We start from the raw sequence: 15,885 nt of genomic DNA, 5'->3' as shown, positions 1-15,885 counted from the left end.
TCGGAGCATGCACTGCACAATTTCGGCGAATTTGTTGCGTGTTTCGATTGACTGGGGTTCGTAATTTCCCGTAAAATCTCGCGGATTTATCTGCTTGAAGAGCCCATTCGTTTTGCACGAGTCGGGCGGGGAGGCTACGAGATGACCGACGAAAAACGGTCGAACTTGGAACCGAAACCGCAAGCGCCGGCACGTGCAGCATCAGAGGTCTGGGACGACGAGCAGGCGCAAGAAACCATCGTTCCGCTCACACGTGCGCAGGCTGAGCGCCTGTTCGGTCCCGATGTGGGGCGCGTGTCCCGTGTGACTCCATTCAGGGTGGTGGGAGCCCAGGTACTGCTGTCGCTGGTAGCGGCGCTGGCCTGGTGGTTACTCTCGGCATCGCCACGAGACGCGGCGGTGTCCGCATGGCTGGGTGGAATGATCGGTTGGTTGCCGGGCGCATTGTTTGCGCTGCGGCTAAGAATGTCAGGTGATCGCCTCTCCGTCGGTTCGTTGATGGTGGGAGAGGCGGTCAAGGTAGCAACGACGATTGCGTTGTTTGTGGCCATAGCCTTCGGCTACCCAGGCGTGCACTGGATAGCGTTGCTGGTCACCTTCGTGCTCACGCTCAAAGTCTATTGGCTTGCGATGGCATTGAAGTAGCGGTGAGAACCCGCTCGCGCGTCGACACGCTACCGTGTGCGGATTTTCATAATTGGGTGTTTGATCGCTATGTCATTAGAAGCCGGCCACGCTCCGAGCCCGTCGGAGTACATTTCGCACCACCTGCAAAACCTTGCGAGCTCGACGCAAACCAAGATCGTCGATTTCTCGATCATCAACTGGGACACGATGTTCTGGTCGATCGCGATGGGCGTTCTGGGCTGTTTCGTGCTTTGGTTGGCTGCCCGTAAAGCGTCCTCGGGCGTGCCGAGCCGTTTCCAGGGGGCGGTCGAAATGCTCGTCGAAATGGTGGAAGACCAGTCGAAGAGCATCGTGCACGGCAATCGTGCCTTCATCGCACCGCTGGCGTTGACCGTGTTCGTCTGGGTCGCCCTCATGAACTCGCTGGACTTGCTGCCCGTCGATCTGCCGTCAAAGGTGATCGGGTGGGTCGGTCTGGGCGACATCATTACCCATCACCGTATCGTGCCGACGGCCGATCTGAACGGTACGCTCGGCATTTCCGTCGGCGTGCTGATCCTGATGCTGTACTACAGCTTCAAGATCAAGGGCGCGGGTGGTTTCATGCACGAGTTGTTCACGGCACCGTTCGGTAACCACTTTCTGCTGTGGATCCCGAACCTGCTGCTCAACCTCATCGAATTCTGTGCCAAGACCGTGTCGCTCGGTATGCGACTGTTCGGCAATATGTACGCCGGCGAACTGTTGTTCCTGCTGATCGCTCTGCTGGGCGGCATCTGGAGCTTTGGCGCGGATGCGTCGGTGCTGGGTTTTGTCGGTCACATCATTGCCGGCACCGCATGGGCGATTTTCCACATCCTGATCGTGTTGCTCCAGGCGTTCATCATGATGATGCTCACGCTGGTGTATATCGGCCAGGCGCACGACCATCACTGATGGATCGTTGCGGTAGTTACGTGTTTCCCGGTTTCACAGTTTTTCAAATTTAAAGTTTCAAGTCTCTAACCAAAAGGAGTAATCATGCAAGCTTTCATCGCCAACATCCAGGGTCTGACCGCCATCGCTATCGGCATTATCATCGGTCTGGGTGCTATCGGCGCCTGCCTGGGTATCGCGCTGATGGGCGGTAAGTACATCGAAGCGTGCGCCCGTCAGCCCGAGCTGATGAACCCGCTGCAAACGAAGATGTTCCTGCTGGCCGGCCTGATCGATGCGGCATTCCTGATCGGCGTGGGCGTTGCCATGCTGTTCGCGTTCGCGAACCCGCTGCTGTCGAAGCTCGCTTAAGTTTCTTTCGGCCGGTCGCGCAATGATCCGCGCGGCCAACTGGACATGAACGGCGCGCCCAAGCCAGCTGGCACCATGGGGCGCGCTGTTTTGCCAATCGACTCGCATCACCGAAAGGAAACACCGTGAACATAAACGCAACTCTGTTCGCGCAAACCGTCGTGTTTCTGATCCTGGCATGGTTCACGATGAAGTTCGTGTGGCCGCCGCTGATCAAGGCTATCGACGAACGCGCGAAGAAAATCGCTGACGGTCTGGCTGCCGCCGACAAGGGCAAGGCCGAACTGGACGCCGCCAACAAGCGCTCCACGCAAGCCCTCGCGGAAGCCCGCGACGAAGGCGCGAAGCGTATTGCCGACGCCGAGAAGCGTGCTCAGGCCGTGGCCGACGAAATCAAGGCCCAGGCGCAAGCCGAAGCCGCCCGAATCATCGCCAACGCCAAAGCCGAAGCCGAGAATCAGGCCGTCAAGGTCCGTGAATCGCTGCGCGAAGACGTTGCCGGTTTGGCTGTCAAGGGCGCCGAGCAGATCCTGAAGCGTGAAGTTGACGCCAAGGCCCATGCCGACCTGCTGAACCAACTCAAGGCAGAGCTCTGATCATGGCCGAACTCGCAACCATCGCTCGTCCGTACGCCGAAGCGCTGTTCCGCGTGGCCAAGACCGGCGACCTGAATCGCTGGTCGGGGCTGGTGCGTGAACTGGCGCAAGTGGCAGCGCTGTCCGAAGTGGCCAAGCTGGCCGACGATCCGAAAATCACGCCGGCGCAAGTTGTCGATGTGCTGACCGCGGCCGTGAAATCGACCGACGCCGAAGTGCGCAACTTCGTCGCCGCTGTGGTCGAGAACGGCCGTCTGGCCGCCATGCCGGAAATCGCCGAACAGTTTGAAGCGTTGAAGAACGCTGCCTCCGGTTCGGCGGATGCCACGATCGAAAGCGCCTTCCCGCTCGAAGGTGAGCAACTGACCTCTTTGGTCAAGGGCCTCGAGCACAAGTTCGGCTGCAAGCTCAACGCGAGCGTGACGGTAGACCCGTCGCTCATCGGTGGCGTGCGTGTGGTGGTTGGCGACGAGGTGCTGGACACTTCGGTGCGCGCCCGCCTGGCAGCTATGCGGACGTCGCTGACGGCCTGAGGCCGGCGCGATACGACTGCGACGGCAAGAATTGAATATCAGGAGCACATATGCAACTCAATCCCTCTGAAATCAGCGAACTGATCAAGAGCCGGATTCAAGGTCTCGAGAGCGGCGCCGAAGTCCGTAACGAAGGCACCGTGATCTCGGTGACTGACGGTATCTGCCGTATCCATGGCCTGTCGGACGTGATGCAGGGCGAAATGCTGGAATTCCCGGGCAATACGTTCGGTCTGGCACTGAACCTCGAGCGCGACTCCGTCGGCGCCGTGATTTTGGGCGAATACGAGCACATCTCGGAAGGCGACACCGTCAAGTGCACGGGCCGCATTCTGGAAGTGCCGGTCGGCCCGCAACTGAAAGGCCGCGTCGTTGACGCACTGGGCCAGCCGATCGACGGCAAGGGTCCGATCAACGCCAAGCATACCGACGCCATCGAAAAGATCGCCCCGGGCGTGATCTGGCGTAAGTCGGTGTCGCAACCGGTGCAGACCGGTATCAAGGCGATCGACGCCATGGTGCCGATCGGCCGCGGCCAGCGTGAGCTGATCATTGGTGACCGTCAGACGGGTAAGACCGCTGTCGCCATCGATGCGATCATCTCGCAGAAGGGCAAGGGCATGACCTGCGTGTACGTTGCGATCGGTCAGAAGGCCTCGTCGATCATGAACGTGGTGCGCAAGCTCGAAGAGCACGGCGCGATGGAATACACGATCGTGGTGGCGGCGACGGCGTCGGACTCGGCAGCCATGCAGTTCATCGCACCGTACGCCGGCTGCACGATGGGCGAGTACTTCCGCGATCGCGGCGAAGACGCGCTGATCATTTATGACGATTTGACCAAGCAAGCCTGGGCCTATCGCCAGATCTCGCTGCTGCTGCGCCGCCCGCCGGGCCGTGAAGCCTACCCGGGTGACGTGTTCTATCTCCACTCGCGTCTGCTCGAACGCGCCGCTCGCGTCTCGGAAGAGTACGTCGAGAAGTTCACCAATGGCGCCGTGAAGGGTCAAAGCGGTTCGCTGACGGCACTGCCGATCATTGAAACGCAAGCCGGCGACGTGACGGCGTTCGTTCCGACGAACGTGATCTCGATCACCGACGGCCAGATCTTCCTGGAAACCGATCTGTTCAACGCAGGCATCCGTCCGGCAATCAACGCCGGTATCTCGGTGTCGCGCGTGGGCGGTGCAGCGCAGACCAAGGTCATCAAGAAGCTGTCGGGCGGTATTCGTACCGACCTCGCACAGTATCGTGAGCTGGCTGCGTTCGCGCAGTTCGCCTCGGACCTGGACGAAGCCACCCGCAAGCAGCTCGAGCGCGGCCGCCGCGTGACGGAACTGCTCAAGCAGCCGCAATACCAGCCGCTGCAAGTGTGGGAACTGGCCGTGTCGCTGTTCGCCGCCAACAACGGCTATCTGGACGACCTCGAAATCGCTCAGGTGCTGCCGTTCGAAAAGGGTCTGCGCGAAGTTCTGAAGACCAGCCACGGTGCGCTCATCGGCCGTATCGAAGAGACCAAAGATCTCTCGAAGGACGACGAAGCCGCCCTGCACGCTGCGATCAAGGACTTCAAGAAGACCGGCGCTTACTAATCCGGTTGAATCGGTAACTATTCAACGGACCCGGGAAGGCGCGATGTTCAGGCAAGAGCGGACATCGCGCCGAGACAAGGAGTAAGCAATGGCTGGAATGAAGGAAATTCGCGGCAAGATCAAGAGCGTGCAAAACACGCGCAAGATCACCAAGGCCATGGAAATGGTGGCCGCGTCGAAGATGCGCAAGGCGCAGGAACGCATGCGTCATGCCCGGCCGTACGCTGACAAGGTACGCCAGATCGCCGCGCACATGGGCCAGGCGAATCCGGAATACCACCACCCGTTCATGGTGAAGCATGCCGACGCGAAAGCTGCCGGCATCATCGTGGTGACGACGGACAAGGGCTTGTGCGGTGGCCTGAACACCAACGTGCTGCGTGCCGTGGTGACCAAGATGAAGGCCATCGAAGCGCAGGGCCTGAAGATCGAGGCCACCGCCATCGGCGGCAAGGGCTTCGGTTTCCTGAACCGTATCGGCGCGAAGGTGGTTTCGCATGTCGTGCAACTGGGCGACACCCCGCATCTGGACAAGCTGATCGGTGCCGTGAAGCTGCAGCTCGACGCGTATGCCGAAGGCAAGCTCGACGCCGTGTATCTGGCCTACAACCGCTTCGTCAACACGATGAAGCAGGAAGCCGTGGTCGAACAACTGCTGCCGCTGCCCGAGAAATTCGAGGGTGCGTCGGACGACGCGAGCGCAGTGCCGGCGCAGCATTCGTGGGACTACATCTACGAACCGGATGCGAAGACGGTCGTCGATGCCCTGTTGGTGCGTTACGTCGAAGCTGTCGTGTACCAGGCTGTCGCAGAGAACATGGCGTCGGAACAGTCCGCCCGTATGGTGGCCATGAAGGCCGCATCGGACAACGCGAAGACCGTGATCGGTGAATTGCAGATGATCTACAACAAGGGTCGTCAGGCAGCGATTACGAAGGAACTGTCCGAAATCGTGGGTGGCGCCGCCGCAGTCTAAGCGGTGGCACGGGCCGATGCGCCGCAAGGCGAAATGAATTTGAGTATCTAAAGGAAAAGCGATGAGTACTGCTTTGATTGAAGGCAAAATCGTACAGTGCATCGGCGCCGTTATCGACGTGGAATTCCCGCGCGAAAGCATGCCGAAGATCTACGACGCGCTCACCATGGAAGGGTCGGAACTGACGCTCGAAGTCCAGCAACAGCTGGGCGACGGCGTGGTTCGTACCATCTGTCTGGGTTCCTCCGAAGGCCTGCGCCGCGGCATGACGGTGCAAAACACCGGTCTGCCGATCACGGTGCCGGTCGGCAAGCCGACGCTGGGTCGCATCATGGACGTGCTGGGCCGTCCGATCGACGAAGCCGGTCCGATCGCCAAGGAACACACCCGTTCGATTCACCAGAAGGCACCGGCGTTCGACGAACTGTCGCCGTCGACCGAACTGCTCGAAACCGGCATCAAGGTGATCGACCTGATCTGCCCGTTCGCCAAGGGCGGCAAGGTGGGTCTGTTCGGTGGCGCCGGTGTGGGCAAGACCGTGAACATGATGGAACTCATCAATAACATCGCCAAGGAACACGGCGGTTATTCGGTGTTTGCCGGCGTGGGCGAGCGTACCCGTGAAGGGAACGACTTCTACCACGAAATGAAGGACTCGAACGTTCTGGACAAGGTCGCACTGGTGTACGGCCAGATGAACGAGCCGCCGGGCAACCGTCTGCGCGTGGCACTGACCGGTCTGACGATGGCCGAGCACTTCCGTGACGAAGGTCGCGACGTGCTGTTCTTCGTGGACAACATCTACCGTTTCACGCTGGCCGGTACCGAAGTCTCGGCACTGCTCGGCCGTATGCCGTCTGCCGTGGGCTATCAGCCGACGCTGGCGGAAGAAATGGGTAAGCTGCAAGAGCGTATTACGTCGACCAAGACCGGCTCGATCACGTCGGTGCAAGCCGTGTACGTGCCTGCCGATGACTTGACCGACCCGTCGCCGGCCACCACCTTCGGTCACTTGGACGCCACCGTCGTTCTGTCGCGTGACATCGCCTCGCTGGGTATCTACCCGGCCGTCGATCCGCTCGACTCGACCTCGCGTCAGATCGACCCGAACGTGATTGGCGAAGAGCACTACACGGTGACCCGTCGCGTGCAATCGACGCTGCAGCGTTACAAGGAACTGCGCGACATTATCGCGATTCTGGGCATGGACGAACTGTCGCCGGACGACAAGCTCGCCGTGGCCCGTGCGCGTAAGATCCAGCGTTTCCTGTCGCAGCCGTTCCACGTGGCCGAAGTGTTCACGGGTTCGCCGGGCAAGTACGTTCCGCTCAAGGAAACGATCCGCGGCTTCAAGATGATCGTCGATGGCGAGTGCGACCACCTGCCGGAACAGGCGTTCTACATGGTTGGCACGATCGACGAAGCGTTCGAGAAAGCCAAGAAGATGCAGTAAACGGTTGAGTGCCGGGCGACGGCGGGGTCTCGCGAGAGACGCCACCGCACGCCGGCAGGTGACTGTTGCGGGGCGGGGTAGCGAAGCGAGGACGGCAATGTCCGGACTGGCGCGCCTGCCGCTTCATCACACTCAACGGGAGCGATTATGGCAACCATTCAAGTAGACGTCGTCAGCGCCGAAGCGCAGATCTTCTCCGGTCCGGCGCGCTTTGTGGCGCTGCCTGGCGAAGCCGGCGAACTGGGCATTTTGCCCGGCCACACGCCGCTGATCACGCGCATCAAGCCGGGCGCGGTGCGTATCGAGGACGAGGCAGGGAACGAGGACTTCGTCTTCGTGGCCGGCGGCATTCTCGAAGTGCAACCGGGTACGGTGACCGTGCTCGCGGATACCGCAATTCGCGGCAAGGATCTGGACGAGGCCAAGGCCGCCGAAGCCAAGCGCCGTGCCGAAGAAGCGCTGTCGAACAAGGATTCGAACATCGAGTATGCGACCGCCCAAGCCGAACTGGCCGAAGCCATCGCCCAACTCGCTGCGATCCAGAAGTTCCGCAAGGTGAAGTAACTCCGCATCGCTGCGGCGACGGCCTCGCGGTCGACGCTGTACGCCATGCTCGCCGTAGCACATCGATAGCCGTCTTCGCGACGACCATCGCCACGCCGCGGCCAAAAGCCCCATGCATGCAAGTGCGTGGGGCTTTTGTTTTGTCCAGGCATGTGCGCCGCCTGGGGGCACCGCGTGCCCACCGCCCCGCGTATTCTTCGCCCAACTCAGGGCCATCCCCACTCGTGCCGCTGCCGGAATTCCGTTAACGTAAACGTCAAGTCAGCATCGCGCGCTATTGTTATGACTAGCGCCCCCGTCGTTCGATGAGACGACAACAGGCGGGCCATTTTCGCGGGCGAGCGCCGGACATCAGCATTTCACCCCTTCAGCATTGCCTCAGGAGACAAGCGCATGGAAAGCCGGGAAGATTCGGGCGTTGTACCTCGTAATGGACTGTCGTATGTGAAGGGTGACACCACCATTCCGCTATCGACGTTGACGGTGTTCGGTCTGCTCGCCGAGACGGCGGCGAAGTATCCCGAGCGGCAGGCTGTCGTGTTTCGCGAGCAGGGGGTGGATTGGACGTGGCGGGAATTCATCGCGCATGTGGATACGTTTGCCTCCGGGCTGTTGTCGTTGGGCCTGAAGCGGGGCGATCGCGTGGGCATCTGGTCGCCGAACCGTGTGGAGTGGCTGGTCACGCAGTTCGCCACGGCGCGGATCGGTTTGATTCTGGTGAACATCAATCCGGCGTACAGGCTGGCCGAACTCGAATACGCGATCAACAAGGTCGGATGTAAAGCGCTCATCGCGGCGGAGTCCTTCAAGACGTCGCGTTATCTCGACATGCTCAACACGCTCGCGCCCGAGCTGGCAGAGAGTTCTCCCGGTCAACTGCACTCGGCGAAGCTGCCGACGCTGCGCACCGTCATTCGCATGGGCTCGGGCGTGACGCCGGGCATGATGAACTACAGCGACGTGGTCACGCTCGGTGCGGATGCCGATCTCGACGCGCTGCGCGAGATCACCGATGGGCTCGATTGTTTCGACGCCATCAATATCCAGTTCACGAGCGGTACCACCGGCAACCCGAAGGGCGCCACGCTCACCCATCACAACATCGTCAACAACGGCCGTTTCATCGCCATGGCGATGCGCTTCTCGGAGCATGACAGCCTGTGCATTCCGGTGCCGTTCTACCACTGTTTCGGCATGGTGCTGGCAGTGCTCGCCTGCGTGTCGACCGGGGCGACGATGGTGTTCCCGGGCGAGGCGTTCGACCCGAAGGCGACGATGGCCGCGGTGTCTGAAGAGCGCTGCACCGCGTTGCACGGCGTGCCGACGATGTTCATCGCCCAGCTCGATCATCCGGACTTCGACATCTACCGGTTCGATACCCTGCGCACGGGCATCATGGCTGGCTCGCCGTGCCCGATCGAGACGATGAAGCGCGTGATCAGCCAAATGCACATGCGCGAAGTAACGATTGCCTACGGCATGACGGAGACGAGCCCCGTGTCGTTCCAGACCACGACCACCGATCCGCTCGAGAAGCGCGTGACGACCGTCGGGCGCGTGCAGCCGCACCTCGAAGTGAAACTCGTGGATGCTGCCGGGGAGATCGTGCCGGTGGGCGAAAAGGGAGAACTTTGCACGAAGGGCTACTCGGTGATGCAGGGCTATTGGGACGACGAGCCGCGCACCCGTGAGGCGATCCGCGACGGTTGGATGCACACGGGCGATCTGGCCACGATCGACGAGGAGGGTTATTGCAATATCGTCGGCCGGGTAAAGGATATGCTCATTCGCGGGGGGGAGAACATCTACCCGCGCGAGATCGAGGAGTTCCTGTTCCGTCACCCGAAGGTGCAGGCGGTGCAGGTGTTCGGCGTGCCGGATGCGAAGTATGGCGAGGAAGTGTGCGCCTGGATCATTCTCAAACCGGGACAGAGTGCGACGGAAGACGATATCCGTGCCTTCTGCCAGGATCAGATCGCGCACTACAAGATTCCGCGCTACATCCGCTTCGTCACCGAGATGCCGATGACGATCACGGGCAAGGTGCAGAAGTTCGTCATGCGCGAGCAGATGGTCGAATCGCTGGGGCTGTCGGAAGCGAAGACAGCCTGACCGCCGCCGGGTCAGGGCCCGCGTGAATAGCGGGCCCTTGCTTATTTTTTGAGCGCACCCGCGGGCAATGCCGTATGATTCGGGATTACCCTAGGTTTCGCGCTATGCCTGCCCACACCTTCCGCACGGTTTTCGTTCTCGGCATTCTGTCGGCCATCGGCTCGCTGTCGATCGACATGTATCTGCCCGCGCTGCCGAGCATTGCACGCGAATTGAATACGACGGACGCCGCCGCGCAATTCTCGCTGGCGTCGTTCTTCATCGGTCTCGGGCTGGGCCAATTGCTGCACGGGCCACTGGCCGACCGATACGGGCGCAAGCGGCCGCTCTACGCCGGTCTGGCGCTCTATACGATCGCCTCGGCCGGATGTGCGCTCGCCACGAATATCGAGACGCTGATTGTCTGTCGCTTCATTCAGGCGGTGGGCGGCTGTGCATGCTTCGTGATCGCCCGTGCGATGGCGCGCGACCTGTTTGACACGAGCACCGTGGCGCGTGTGCTGTCGCGCATGACGCTCATCATGGGCGCGGCGCCGATCCTCGCACCGCTGATCGGCGGGCAAGTCCTGCTGGTCGTCGGCTGGCGCTGGATCTTCTGGGGCCTGACGGTGTTCGGCGCGCTGTGTTTTGCGATGTCCGTCTATTGGCTGCCGGAGACGCGCGCGGCCGCAAAACAGGCTCGTCATTGGCTCGCTACGGCGTGGCACAACTACGGCGCACTCGTGCGCGATCGCGAATTCATGGGCAATGCGCTCGCGGGGGGCGTCTCCCAGGCGGGGATGTTCGCCTACATCACCGGCTCGCCTTTCGTGTTCATCAATCTGTACGGAGTCGACCCGGCGCACTACGGCTGGCTTTTCGGGCTGAACGCGTGCGGCATTATTGCCGGCTCGCAGGTCAACGCCCACCTGTTGCGCAAGCGCCGACCGGCCGAAGTGCTGCGTCGAACCAACAATCTGGTCGCCGTGCTGGGATTGTTGATGCTGGCGGTGGCGGCGCTCAAGCTCGGTGGACTGGTCGGGTTGATGGTGCCGCTATTCGCCTATGTCACGAGCCTGGGCTTTTCCCAGCCGAATGCGGTGGCCGAAGCGCTGAACCGACAGCATCAACGCGCCGGGGCCGCATCGGCCCTGCTGGGCGCGCTGCAATTCCTCGCCGCCGCGAGCGCGGGGGCCGCGGTCGGTCTGATGCACGCCCGCTCGGCGGTACCGATGGCGGCCGTCATGGCCGTGTGCGGTGTGCTGTCGTGGTGCTTCCACACGGTACTGATCCGCCGCGCGGCCCGGGCATTGCCCCCCGCTGCCGGACCGGCTTGATCCCGCGCTACTTCGCCATAAGTCGCGAACGCCGCCGCACCCGGCATCATCGAGTGTTGGAATCGCACCACACCGAGACGGGTACGAACGACAAACGAGCGCCGATGCCGAAGATTTTCGGGGAACCGATGCGCGAAATTGGCTTCCAACCCTGATCTTCGAGACGCGTCATGCCACCTGTAACAGTTTGTAATTGGACTGTTCGTGCGCTGGCGCGATAGGCAAAGTGCGATGCATAGCCCCTCTGCAAAGCCCCCGGAAATTTTTTGCAAGAATGGCTAAAGTTCGGCACCCGCCTGCCGACATACAGTCAGGTAGTAAAGCGCAGCTTCATGACGTCTTCGTGACGCTGACATGATTTCGCCACGATCGCTATCCCCAAGCGTATCGAAGGGGCCGCTTGCGCCCCGTCTGTAGGAAAAACTCCTACAAAAAACGTCTGCTTTTCTCGCCGCCCCGCGTAGTTTTTCTCCGATTTCTTTATCTTTCGCCCTTGTCCACAATGCGAGGGACTAGGCAGTCGTACGCCAGATCCATCCATTGCGCCGGGGGGCCGCATGCGAAACAGCGAAACACTCAATGAGATTCGTGAATTGAATCTCTCTTATCTCGTCCTGGCTCAGCGCCTGATCCGTGAGGATCGTGCCGCGGCAATGTTCCGCATGGGGATCAGCGATCAACTGGCCGACGTGCTCGGTCGTCTCACATTGGCTCAACTCGTCAAATTCGCGGGGTCGAACCAGCTTCTGTGCCGATTTCGCTTCGACGACCACGTGATGCTGTCGAGTCTCACGCACAGCACGAAAGACGTGGGTATGCAGCAATCGCACGCTTCGATTCTGTTGGCGGGGCAACCCGTCGAGCAGATCGGCTAAGCACGCCACGCACGCTACGCCGCCCGGTGGGCGGCGCCTCGCGTGACTTGCCAGGAAGTTTGCCCATGCGTACCAAAAGCGTCGTTCTCGAGGCCCGTGAAATTCAGTTGGCCATCGAGCTGATTGAACTCGGCGCCCGCCTCCAGCTGCTGGAAGCGGAAACGAGCCTGAGCCGTGACCGGCTCATCAAACTCTACAAAGAACTCAAGGGGGCATCGCCGCCCAAGGGCATGCTGCCGTTCTCGACCGATTGGTTCGTGACGTGGTTGCCGAACATCCATTCGTCCCTTTTCCACAATATCTATCGCCACCTTGTGCAGCACGGCGGGTGCCGGGGCATCGAAGCCATCGTCAAGGCGTACCGCCTGTACATGGAGCACGTGGAGATGCACGACTGGGAAGCGGTGCTCGGGTTTACACGCGCGTGGACGCTCGTTCGCTTCTTCGACAGCAAGATGTTGCAGATGACGCCGTGCACGCGATGCGGCGGACATTTCGTCACGCACGCCCATGAGCCGCATGGCCAGTACGTTTGCGGACTTTGCCAGCCGCCGTCGCGCGCCGGCAAGACCCGCAAGGCGAAGCATGCGCACGCGGCCGATCTGGCGCCAGTCACCGAAATTTCTCCGCTGGCCGCCTAGGCAAGCCTACGTCACGAGGTCGCACCCCCTACAGTTTCCCTGCGTGTCTGCCGTTAAGCCCTCTGAACAGGACGGACAATTTTCCGTAGACGTATTTTTGCGAGAGGTATCCGGCAGTGCTTGTCGTCATTGGTTACATCATCGTTCTGGCATCGGTCTTTGGCGGCTTCGTCATGGGCGGAGGCCACTTGGGCGCGCTGTTTCAGCCGACCGAGCTGCTGATCATCGGTGGCGCGGGCATCGGCTCGTTCGTGGTGGGCAACAACAGCAAGGCGATCAAGGCGACGATGAAAGCGCTGCCGATGCTGTTCAAGGGCTCGAAATACACCAAGGATCTGTACATGGAGCTGATGGCGCTCCTGTACGTGCTGCTCGCGAAAGCGCGCAAGGACGGCATGCTCGCCATCGAAGGCGACGTGGAAGACCCGGCATCGAGCCCGGTGTTCTCGCAGTACCCGCGCATTCTCGGCGAGCCGCGCATCATGGAATTCCTCACCGACTACCTGCGCCTGATGGTCAGCGGCAACATGAATGCGTTCGAGATCGAGAACCTGATGGATCACGAAATCGAAACGTATCGTCATGAAGGCGAAGTCCCCGCGCACTGTCTGCAGAAGACGGGCGACGCCATGCCCGCTTTCGGTATCGTGGCGGCCGTGATGGGTGTGGTGCACACGATGGCGTCGGCCGACCAGCCGCCGGCGGTGTTGGGCGCGCTGATCGCCCAGGCCCTCGTGGGCACGTTCCTCGGCATTTTGCTCGCCTACGGCTTCATCTCGCCGCTGGCGCAGCTCATCGAACACCGCATCAACGAATCCGTGAAGCTCTACGAGTGCATCAAGGTCACGCTGCTCGCCAGCCTGAACGGTTACGCGCCGGCACTCTCGGTCGAATTCGGCCGCAAGGTGCTGTATTCCACCGTCCGTCCGTCGTTCGCCGAGCTCGAAGAGCACGTGCGACAGGTCAAGGCACGCTGACGGGCCGCAGCAATGAGCGAGAAAGAAGAGCGGCCCATCATCGTCAAGCGCCGAGCGCGCAGCGCGCACGGCCATCACGGCGGCGCGTGGAAGATTGCGTACGCCGACTTCATGACGGCGATGATGGCGTTCTTCTTGCTGATGTGGCTGCTCAGTTCCGCGACGAGCAAGGAGCTGACGGGGATTGCCGAATACTTCCGCACGCCGCTCATGGTCGCGCTCTCCGGCGGACATAACGCGGCCGACAATAGCGGCGTCATTCCCGGTGGTGGCCCCGACACGACCCGCACCGACGGCCAGAAATCGCGCGGCGATCAAGCCAGATCGCGTCAGGCGATGTCAGCCGAGCTGGCCGAGCGGGCCGAAGCGCAGCGTTTGCGCGAACTCAAGGCGCGCATCGAGAAGGCGATCGAAAACAATCCTACGCTCAAGCAGTTCCGCAAGCAGTTGCTCATCGACGTGACGACCGAGGGCTTGCGCATCCAGATCGTGGACGACCAGAACCGGCCGATGTTCGCCAACGCGAGCGCGCAGGTGCAGCCGTATATGCGCGACATCCTGCGCGAGATCGGCAAGTCGCTCAACGACATGCCGAACCGCATCAGCCTGTCGGGCCATACCGACGCCACCGCCTACGCACAGGGCGACAAGAGTTACAGCAACTGGGAGTTGTCGGCCGATCGCGCGAACGCGTCGCGTCGCGAACTGATTGCCGGCGGTCTCGATGGCGAGAAGGTGCTGCGCGTGGTGGGCCTGGCGTCCACCGTGCCGCTCGATCGCGATAACGCGTACAACCCGATCAATCGCCGCATCAGCATCATCGTGCTCAATCGGCGCGCGGAGCAGTCGGTCAAGCGTGAGGCCGACCAACCGACGATCGACGCAGCGAATGCCCGCGGTGCCGGCAGCGATGCCGTGAACGCCCTCATCAACGGCGAGCTGCCGGCACCGCCTGCCCCCCCGGCGGCACCCGACGCCGCTCTGCGATAACGGACAAGAGGAGACGCATGCAGGCCCTTCGCAACACGATTCTCGCCGTCGACGATTCTGCGTCGATGCGTCAGATACTGGCGGCCACGCTTGACGAGGCCGGCTACGCCGTGACGACTGCCCGCGACGGGCAGGAGGCCCTGGCGCTGGCGTCGAACGCGGCGTTCGATCTGGTGCTGACCGACCAGCATATGCCTGGCATGGACGGCCTGTCGCTCATTCGCGCGCTGCGCGAACTCGACACGTTTGCCGAAACGCCGATTCTGGTGCTCACCACCGAAGTCGACGGCGCGTACAAAGCCGCGGCCCGCGAGGCGGGCGCCAGTGGCTGGCTGATCAAACCGGTCGACCCCGAGGCATTGGTCGACGTAGTGGGCTCGCTCGTCGGCGAAGGCGCATGACGATGTCGTCGATGGCACAACCAAGTTAGGACGAGGAAATCGGTGGATATCACCCAGTTCTACCAGACCTTTTTCGATGAAGCGGAAGAGTTGCTCGCCGAGATGGAGCATCTCCTGCTCGCGCTCGATATCAATGCACCCGATAACGAGCAGCTCAATGCGATCTTCCGTGCGGCGCACTCGATCAAGGGTGGCGCCGCGACGTTCGGCTTCACCGCGCTCACCGAGACCACTCACCTGCTGGAAAACCTGCTGGACCGCGCGCGCCGCGGCGAATTGCAGTTGCGCACGGAGATGGTCGACACCTTCCTGGAAACCAAAGACGTGTTGCATCAACAGTTGAATGCCTACCGCGCCTCCAGTGAGCCCGATGCCGAGGCGATGAAGCGCATCTGTGCCGTCCTTCAGCAGCTTGCCGCCGAAGAGAGCGGTGTCGCGGCCGCCCCTGTCGCCCCCGTGGCGCCTGTCGCATCGGCGACGACTGCCGCGTCAGCCGCATCACCGGCCGCGGGCGTGGCGGCGACCGACGCGAGCGGCGCGCCCGCAAGCGCTGTCCCGCCGGGCCAGACGCGTCTGAAGGTCACGCTCACCGGCGTGGGCGAGAAGGACCAGACGTTGCTCGCGGAAGAACTGGGCAATCTGGGCGACGTGGCTGGCCGCCAGTCGAGCGGCGACACGCTGCACCTGTGGCTCGATACCACGTGCGGCGCCGACGACATTCTCGCGGTGTGCTGCTTCGTGATCGAGCCGTCGCAGATCGACGTGCAGGACGCGGCGACGGCGGCAGCGGCGATGGCCGCCGCGGCACCGGTCGAGACGACGGTGGCCGCCCCGGTCCAGACCTCGGAAATCTTTGCCCCGACGCCGGTCGCCGCGACACCGATCGAAGTGCCGGTCGCCGCCTCGGTGGCGGCGGCTGCCGAGGCGGCACCGGTGCCGCCGCCT

At 62.0% G+C, this 15,885-nt stretch carries 17 protein-coding genes; all 17 read left to right on the top strand.

The features are described 5' to 3' along the window. Positions 1-141 precede the first annotated feature (141 nt). Positions 142-645 (top strand): ATP synthase subunit I, encoded by a 504-nt coding sequence (locus tag PCE31107_RS00085; protein ID WP_130027588.1) that lies wholly within the window; start codon positions 142-144, stop codon positions 643-645. Between the two features lie 69 nt (positions 646-714). After that, positions 715-1,563 carry a F0F1 ATP synthase subunit A gene (gene atpB, locus PCE31107_RS00080; RefSeq protein WP_017233821.1) on the top strand — a complete coding sequence of 283 codons (849 nt, stop codon included), beginning with the start codon at positions 715-717 and terminating at the stop codon, positions 1,561-1,563. A gap of 84 nt (positions 1,564-1,647) precedes the next feature. Continuing rightward, positions 1,648-1,914: a F0F1 ATP synthase subunit C gene (gene atpE / locus PCE31107_RS00075; protein WP_017233820.1), complete on the top strand. Its 267-nt coding sequence runs from the start codon at positions 1,648-1,650 to the stop codon at positions 1,912-1,914. Between the two features lie 125 nt (positions 1,915-2,039). After that, a complete protein-coding gene (locus PCE31107_RS00070) occupies positions 2,040-2,510 on the top strand; it encodes a F0F1 ATP synthase subunit B (RefSeq protein WP_017233819.1) in 471 nt (156 codons plus the stop codon). Between the two features lie 2 nt (positions 2,511-2,512). Then, positions 2,513-3,043, top strand: a complete 531-nt coding sequence (locus PCE31107_RS00065; RefSeq protein WP_130027587.1) for a F0F1 ATP synthase subunit delta — start codon at positions 2,513-2,515, stop codon at positions 3,041-3,043. Between the two features lie 50 nt (positions 3,044-3,093). Beyond that, positions 3,094-4,635 carry a F0F1 ATP synthase subunit alpha gene (gene atpA / locus PCE31107_RS00060; protein WP_150605740.1) on the top strand — a complete coding sequence of 514 codons (1,542 nt, stop codon included), beginning with the start codon at positions 3,094-3,096 and terminating at the stop codon, positions 4,633-4,635. Between the two features lie 88 nt (positions 4,636-4,723). Next, positions 4,724-5,611, top strand: coding sequence for a F0F1 ATP synthase subunit gamma (gene atpG, locus PCE31107_RS00055; protein WP_130027585.1), 888 nt, complete (start codon positions 4,724-4,726; stop codon positions 5,609-5,611). 61 nt (positions 5,612-5,672) lie between these two features. Beyond that, positions 5,673-7,064, top strand: coding sequence for a F0F1 ATP synthase subunit beta (atpD, locus tag PCE31107_RS00050; RefSeq protein ID WP_017233815.1), 1,392 nt, complete (start codon positions 5,673-5,675; stop codon positions 7,062-7,064). A 147-nt stretch (positions 7,065-7,211) separates the two neighbouring features. Next, positions 7,212-7,628, top strand: a complete 417-nt coding sequence (locus PCE31107_RS00045; protein WP_017233814.1) for a F0F1 ATP synthase subunit epsilon — start codon at positions 7,212-7,214, stop codon at positions 7,626-7,628. 393 nt (positions 7,629-8,021) lie between these two features. Beyond that, positions 8,022-9,740: an AMP-binding protein gene (locus tag PCE31107_RS00040; protein WP_150605738.1), complete on the top strand. Its 1,719-nt coding sequence runs from the start codon at positions 8,022-8,024 to the stop codon at positions 9,738-9,740. Positions 9,741-9,844: 104 nt separating this feature from the next. Further along, positions 9,845-11,056, top strand: a complete 1,212-nt coding sequence (locus PCE31107_RS00035) for a Bcr/CflA family multidrug efflux MFS transporter (RefSeq protein WP_150605736.1) — start codon at positions 9,845-9,847, stop codon at positions 11,054-11,056. 557 nt (positions 11,057-11,613) lie between these two features. Then, positions 11,614-11,931, top strand: a complete 318-nt coding sequence (flhD, locus tag PCE31107_RS00030; RefSeq protein ID WP_130027584.1) for a flagellar transcriptional regulator FlhD — start codon at positions 11,614-11,616, stop codon at positions 11,929-11,931. 65 nt (positions 11,932-11,996) lie between these two features. Continuing rightward, entirely contained in the window at positions 11,997-12,572 is a 576-nt protein-coding gene (flhC, locus tag PCE31107_RS00025; RefSeq protein ID WP_130027583.1) for a flagellar transcriptional regulator FlhC, read from the top strand. A gap of 116 nt (positions 12,573-12,688) precedes the next feature. Next, complete coding sequence (motA, locus tag PCE31107_RS00020) at positions 12,689-13,549, top strand: flagellar motor stator protein MotA (RefSeq protein WP_017233809.1); 861 nt, start codon at positions 12,689-12,691, stop codon at positions 13,547-13,549. A 12-nt stretch (positions 13,550-13,561) separates the two neighbouring features. Continuing rightward, positions 13,562-14,539 (top strand): flagellar motor protein MotB, encoded by a 978-nt coding sequence (gene motB, locus PCE31107_RS00015; protein ID WP_017233808.1) that lies wholly within the window; start codon positions 13,562-13,564, stop codon positions 14,537-14,539. 17 nt (positions 14,540-14,556) lie between these two features. Beyond that, positions 14,557-14,940, top strand: coding sequence for a response regulator (locus tag PCE31107_RS00010; protein ID WP_150605735.1), 384 nt, complete (start codon positions 14,557-14,559; stop codon positions 14,938-14,940). Positions 14,941-14,982: 42 nt separating this feature from the next. After that, positions 14,983-15,885 (top strand): Hpt domain-containing protein (locus tag PCE31107_RS00005; protein ID WP_281352544.1); only part of this gene is annotated, 903 nt, incomplete at its 3' end.

Source organism: Pandoraea cepalis, assembly GCF_902459625.1.
Classification (GTDB): Bacteria; Pseudomonadota; Gammaproteobacteria; order Burkholderiales; family Burkholderiaceae; genus Pandoraea; species Pandoraea cepalis.
The sequence above is the reverse complement of the archived record's forward strand: the minus strand, read 5'-3'. Positions and strand labels throughout refer to the sequence as shown.

Excerpts from the sequence above, each read along its gene's own strand:
- PCE31107_RS00085 (WP_130027588.1), top strand. The coding sequence starts at position 142 with ATGACCGACGAAAAACGGTCGAACTTGGAACCGAAACCGCAAGCGCCG.
- atpB (WP_017233821.1), top strand. The coding sequence starts at position 715 with ATGTCATTAGAAGCCGGCCACGCTCCGAGCCCGTCGGAGTACATTTCG.
- atpE (WP_017233820.1), top strand. The coding sequence starts at position 1,648 with ATGCAAGCTTTCATCGCCAACATCCAGGGTCTGACCGCCATCGCTATC.
- PCE31107_RS00065 (WP_130027587.1), top strand. The coding sequence starts at position 2,513 with ATGGCCGAACTCGCAACCATCGCTCGTCCGTACGCCGAAGCGCTGTTC.
- atpA (WP_150605740.1), top strand. The coding sequence starts at position 3,094 with ATGCAACTCAATCCCTCTGAAATCAGCGAACTGATCAAGAGCCGGATT.
- atpG (WP_130027585.1), top strand. The coding sequence starts at position 4,724 with ATGGCTGGAATGAAGGAAATTCGCGGCAAGATCAAGAGCGTGCAAAAC.
- atpD (WP_017233815.1), top strand. The coding sequence starts at position 5,673 with ATGAGTACTGCTTTGATTGAAGGCAAAATCGTACAGTGCATCGGCGCC.
- PCE31107_RS00045 (WP_017233814.1), top strand. The coding sequence starts at position 7,212 with ATGGCAACCATTCAAGTAGACGTCGTCAGCGCCGAAGCGCAGATCTTC.
- PCE31107_RS00040 (WP_150605738.1), top strand. The coding sequence starts at position 8,022 with ATGGAAAGCCGGGAAGATTCGGGCGTTGTACCTCGTAATGGACTGTCG.
- PCE31107_RS00035 (WP_150605736.1), top strand. The coding sequence starts at position 9,845 with ATGCCTGCCCACACCTTCCGCACGGTTTTCGTTCTCGGCATTCTGTCG.
- flhD (WP_130027584.1), top strand. The coding sequence starts at position 11,614 with ATGCGAAACAGCGAAACACTCAATGAGATTCGTGAATTGAATCTCTCT.
- flhC (WP_130027583.1), top strand. The coding sequence starts at position 11,997 with ATGCGTACCAAAAGCGTCGTTCTCGAGGCCCGTGAAATTCAGTTGGCC.
- motB (WP_017233808.1), top strand. The coding sequence starts at position 13,562 with ATGAGCGAGAAAGAAGAGCGGCCCATCATCGTCAAGCGCCGAGCGCGC.
- PCE31107_RS00010 (WP_150605735.1), top strand. The coding sequence starts at position 14,557 with ATGCAGGCCCTTCGCAACACGATTCTCGCCGTCGACGATTCTGCGTCG.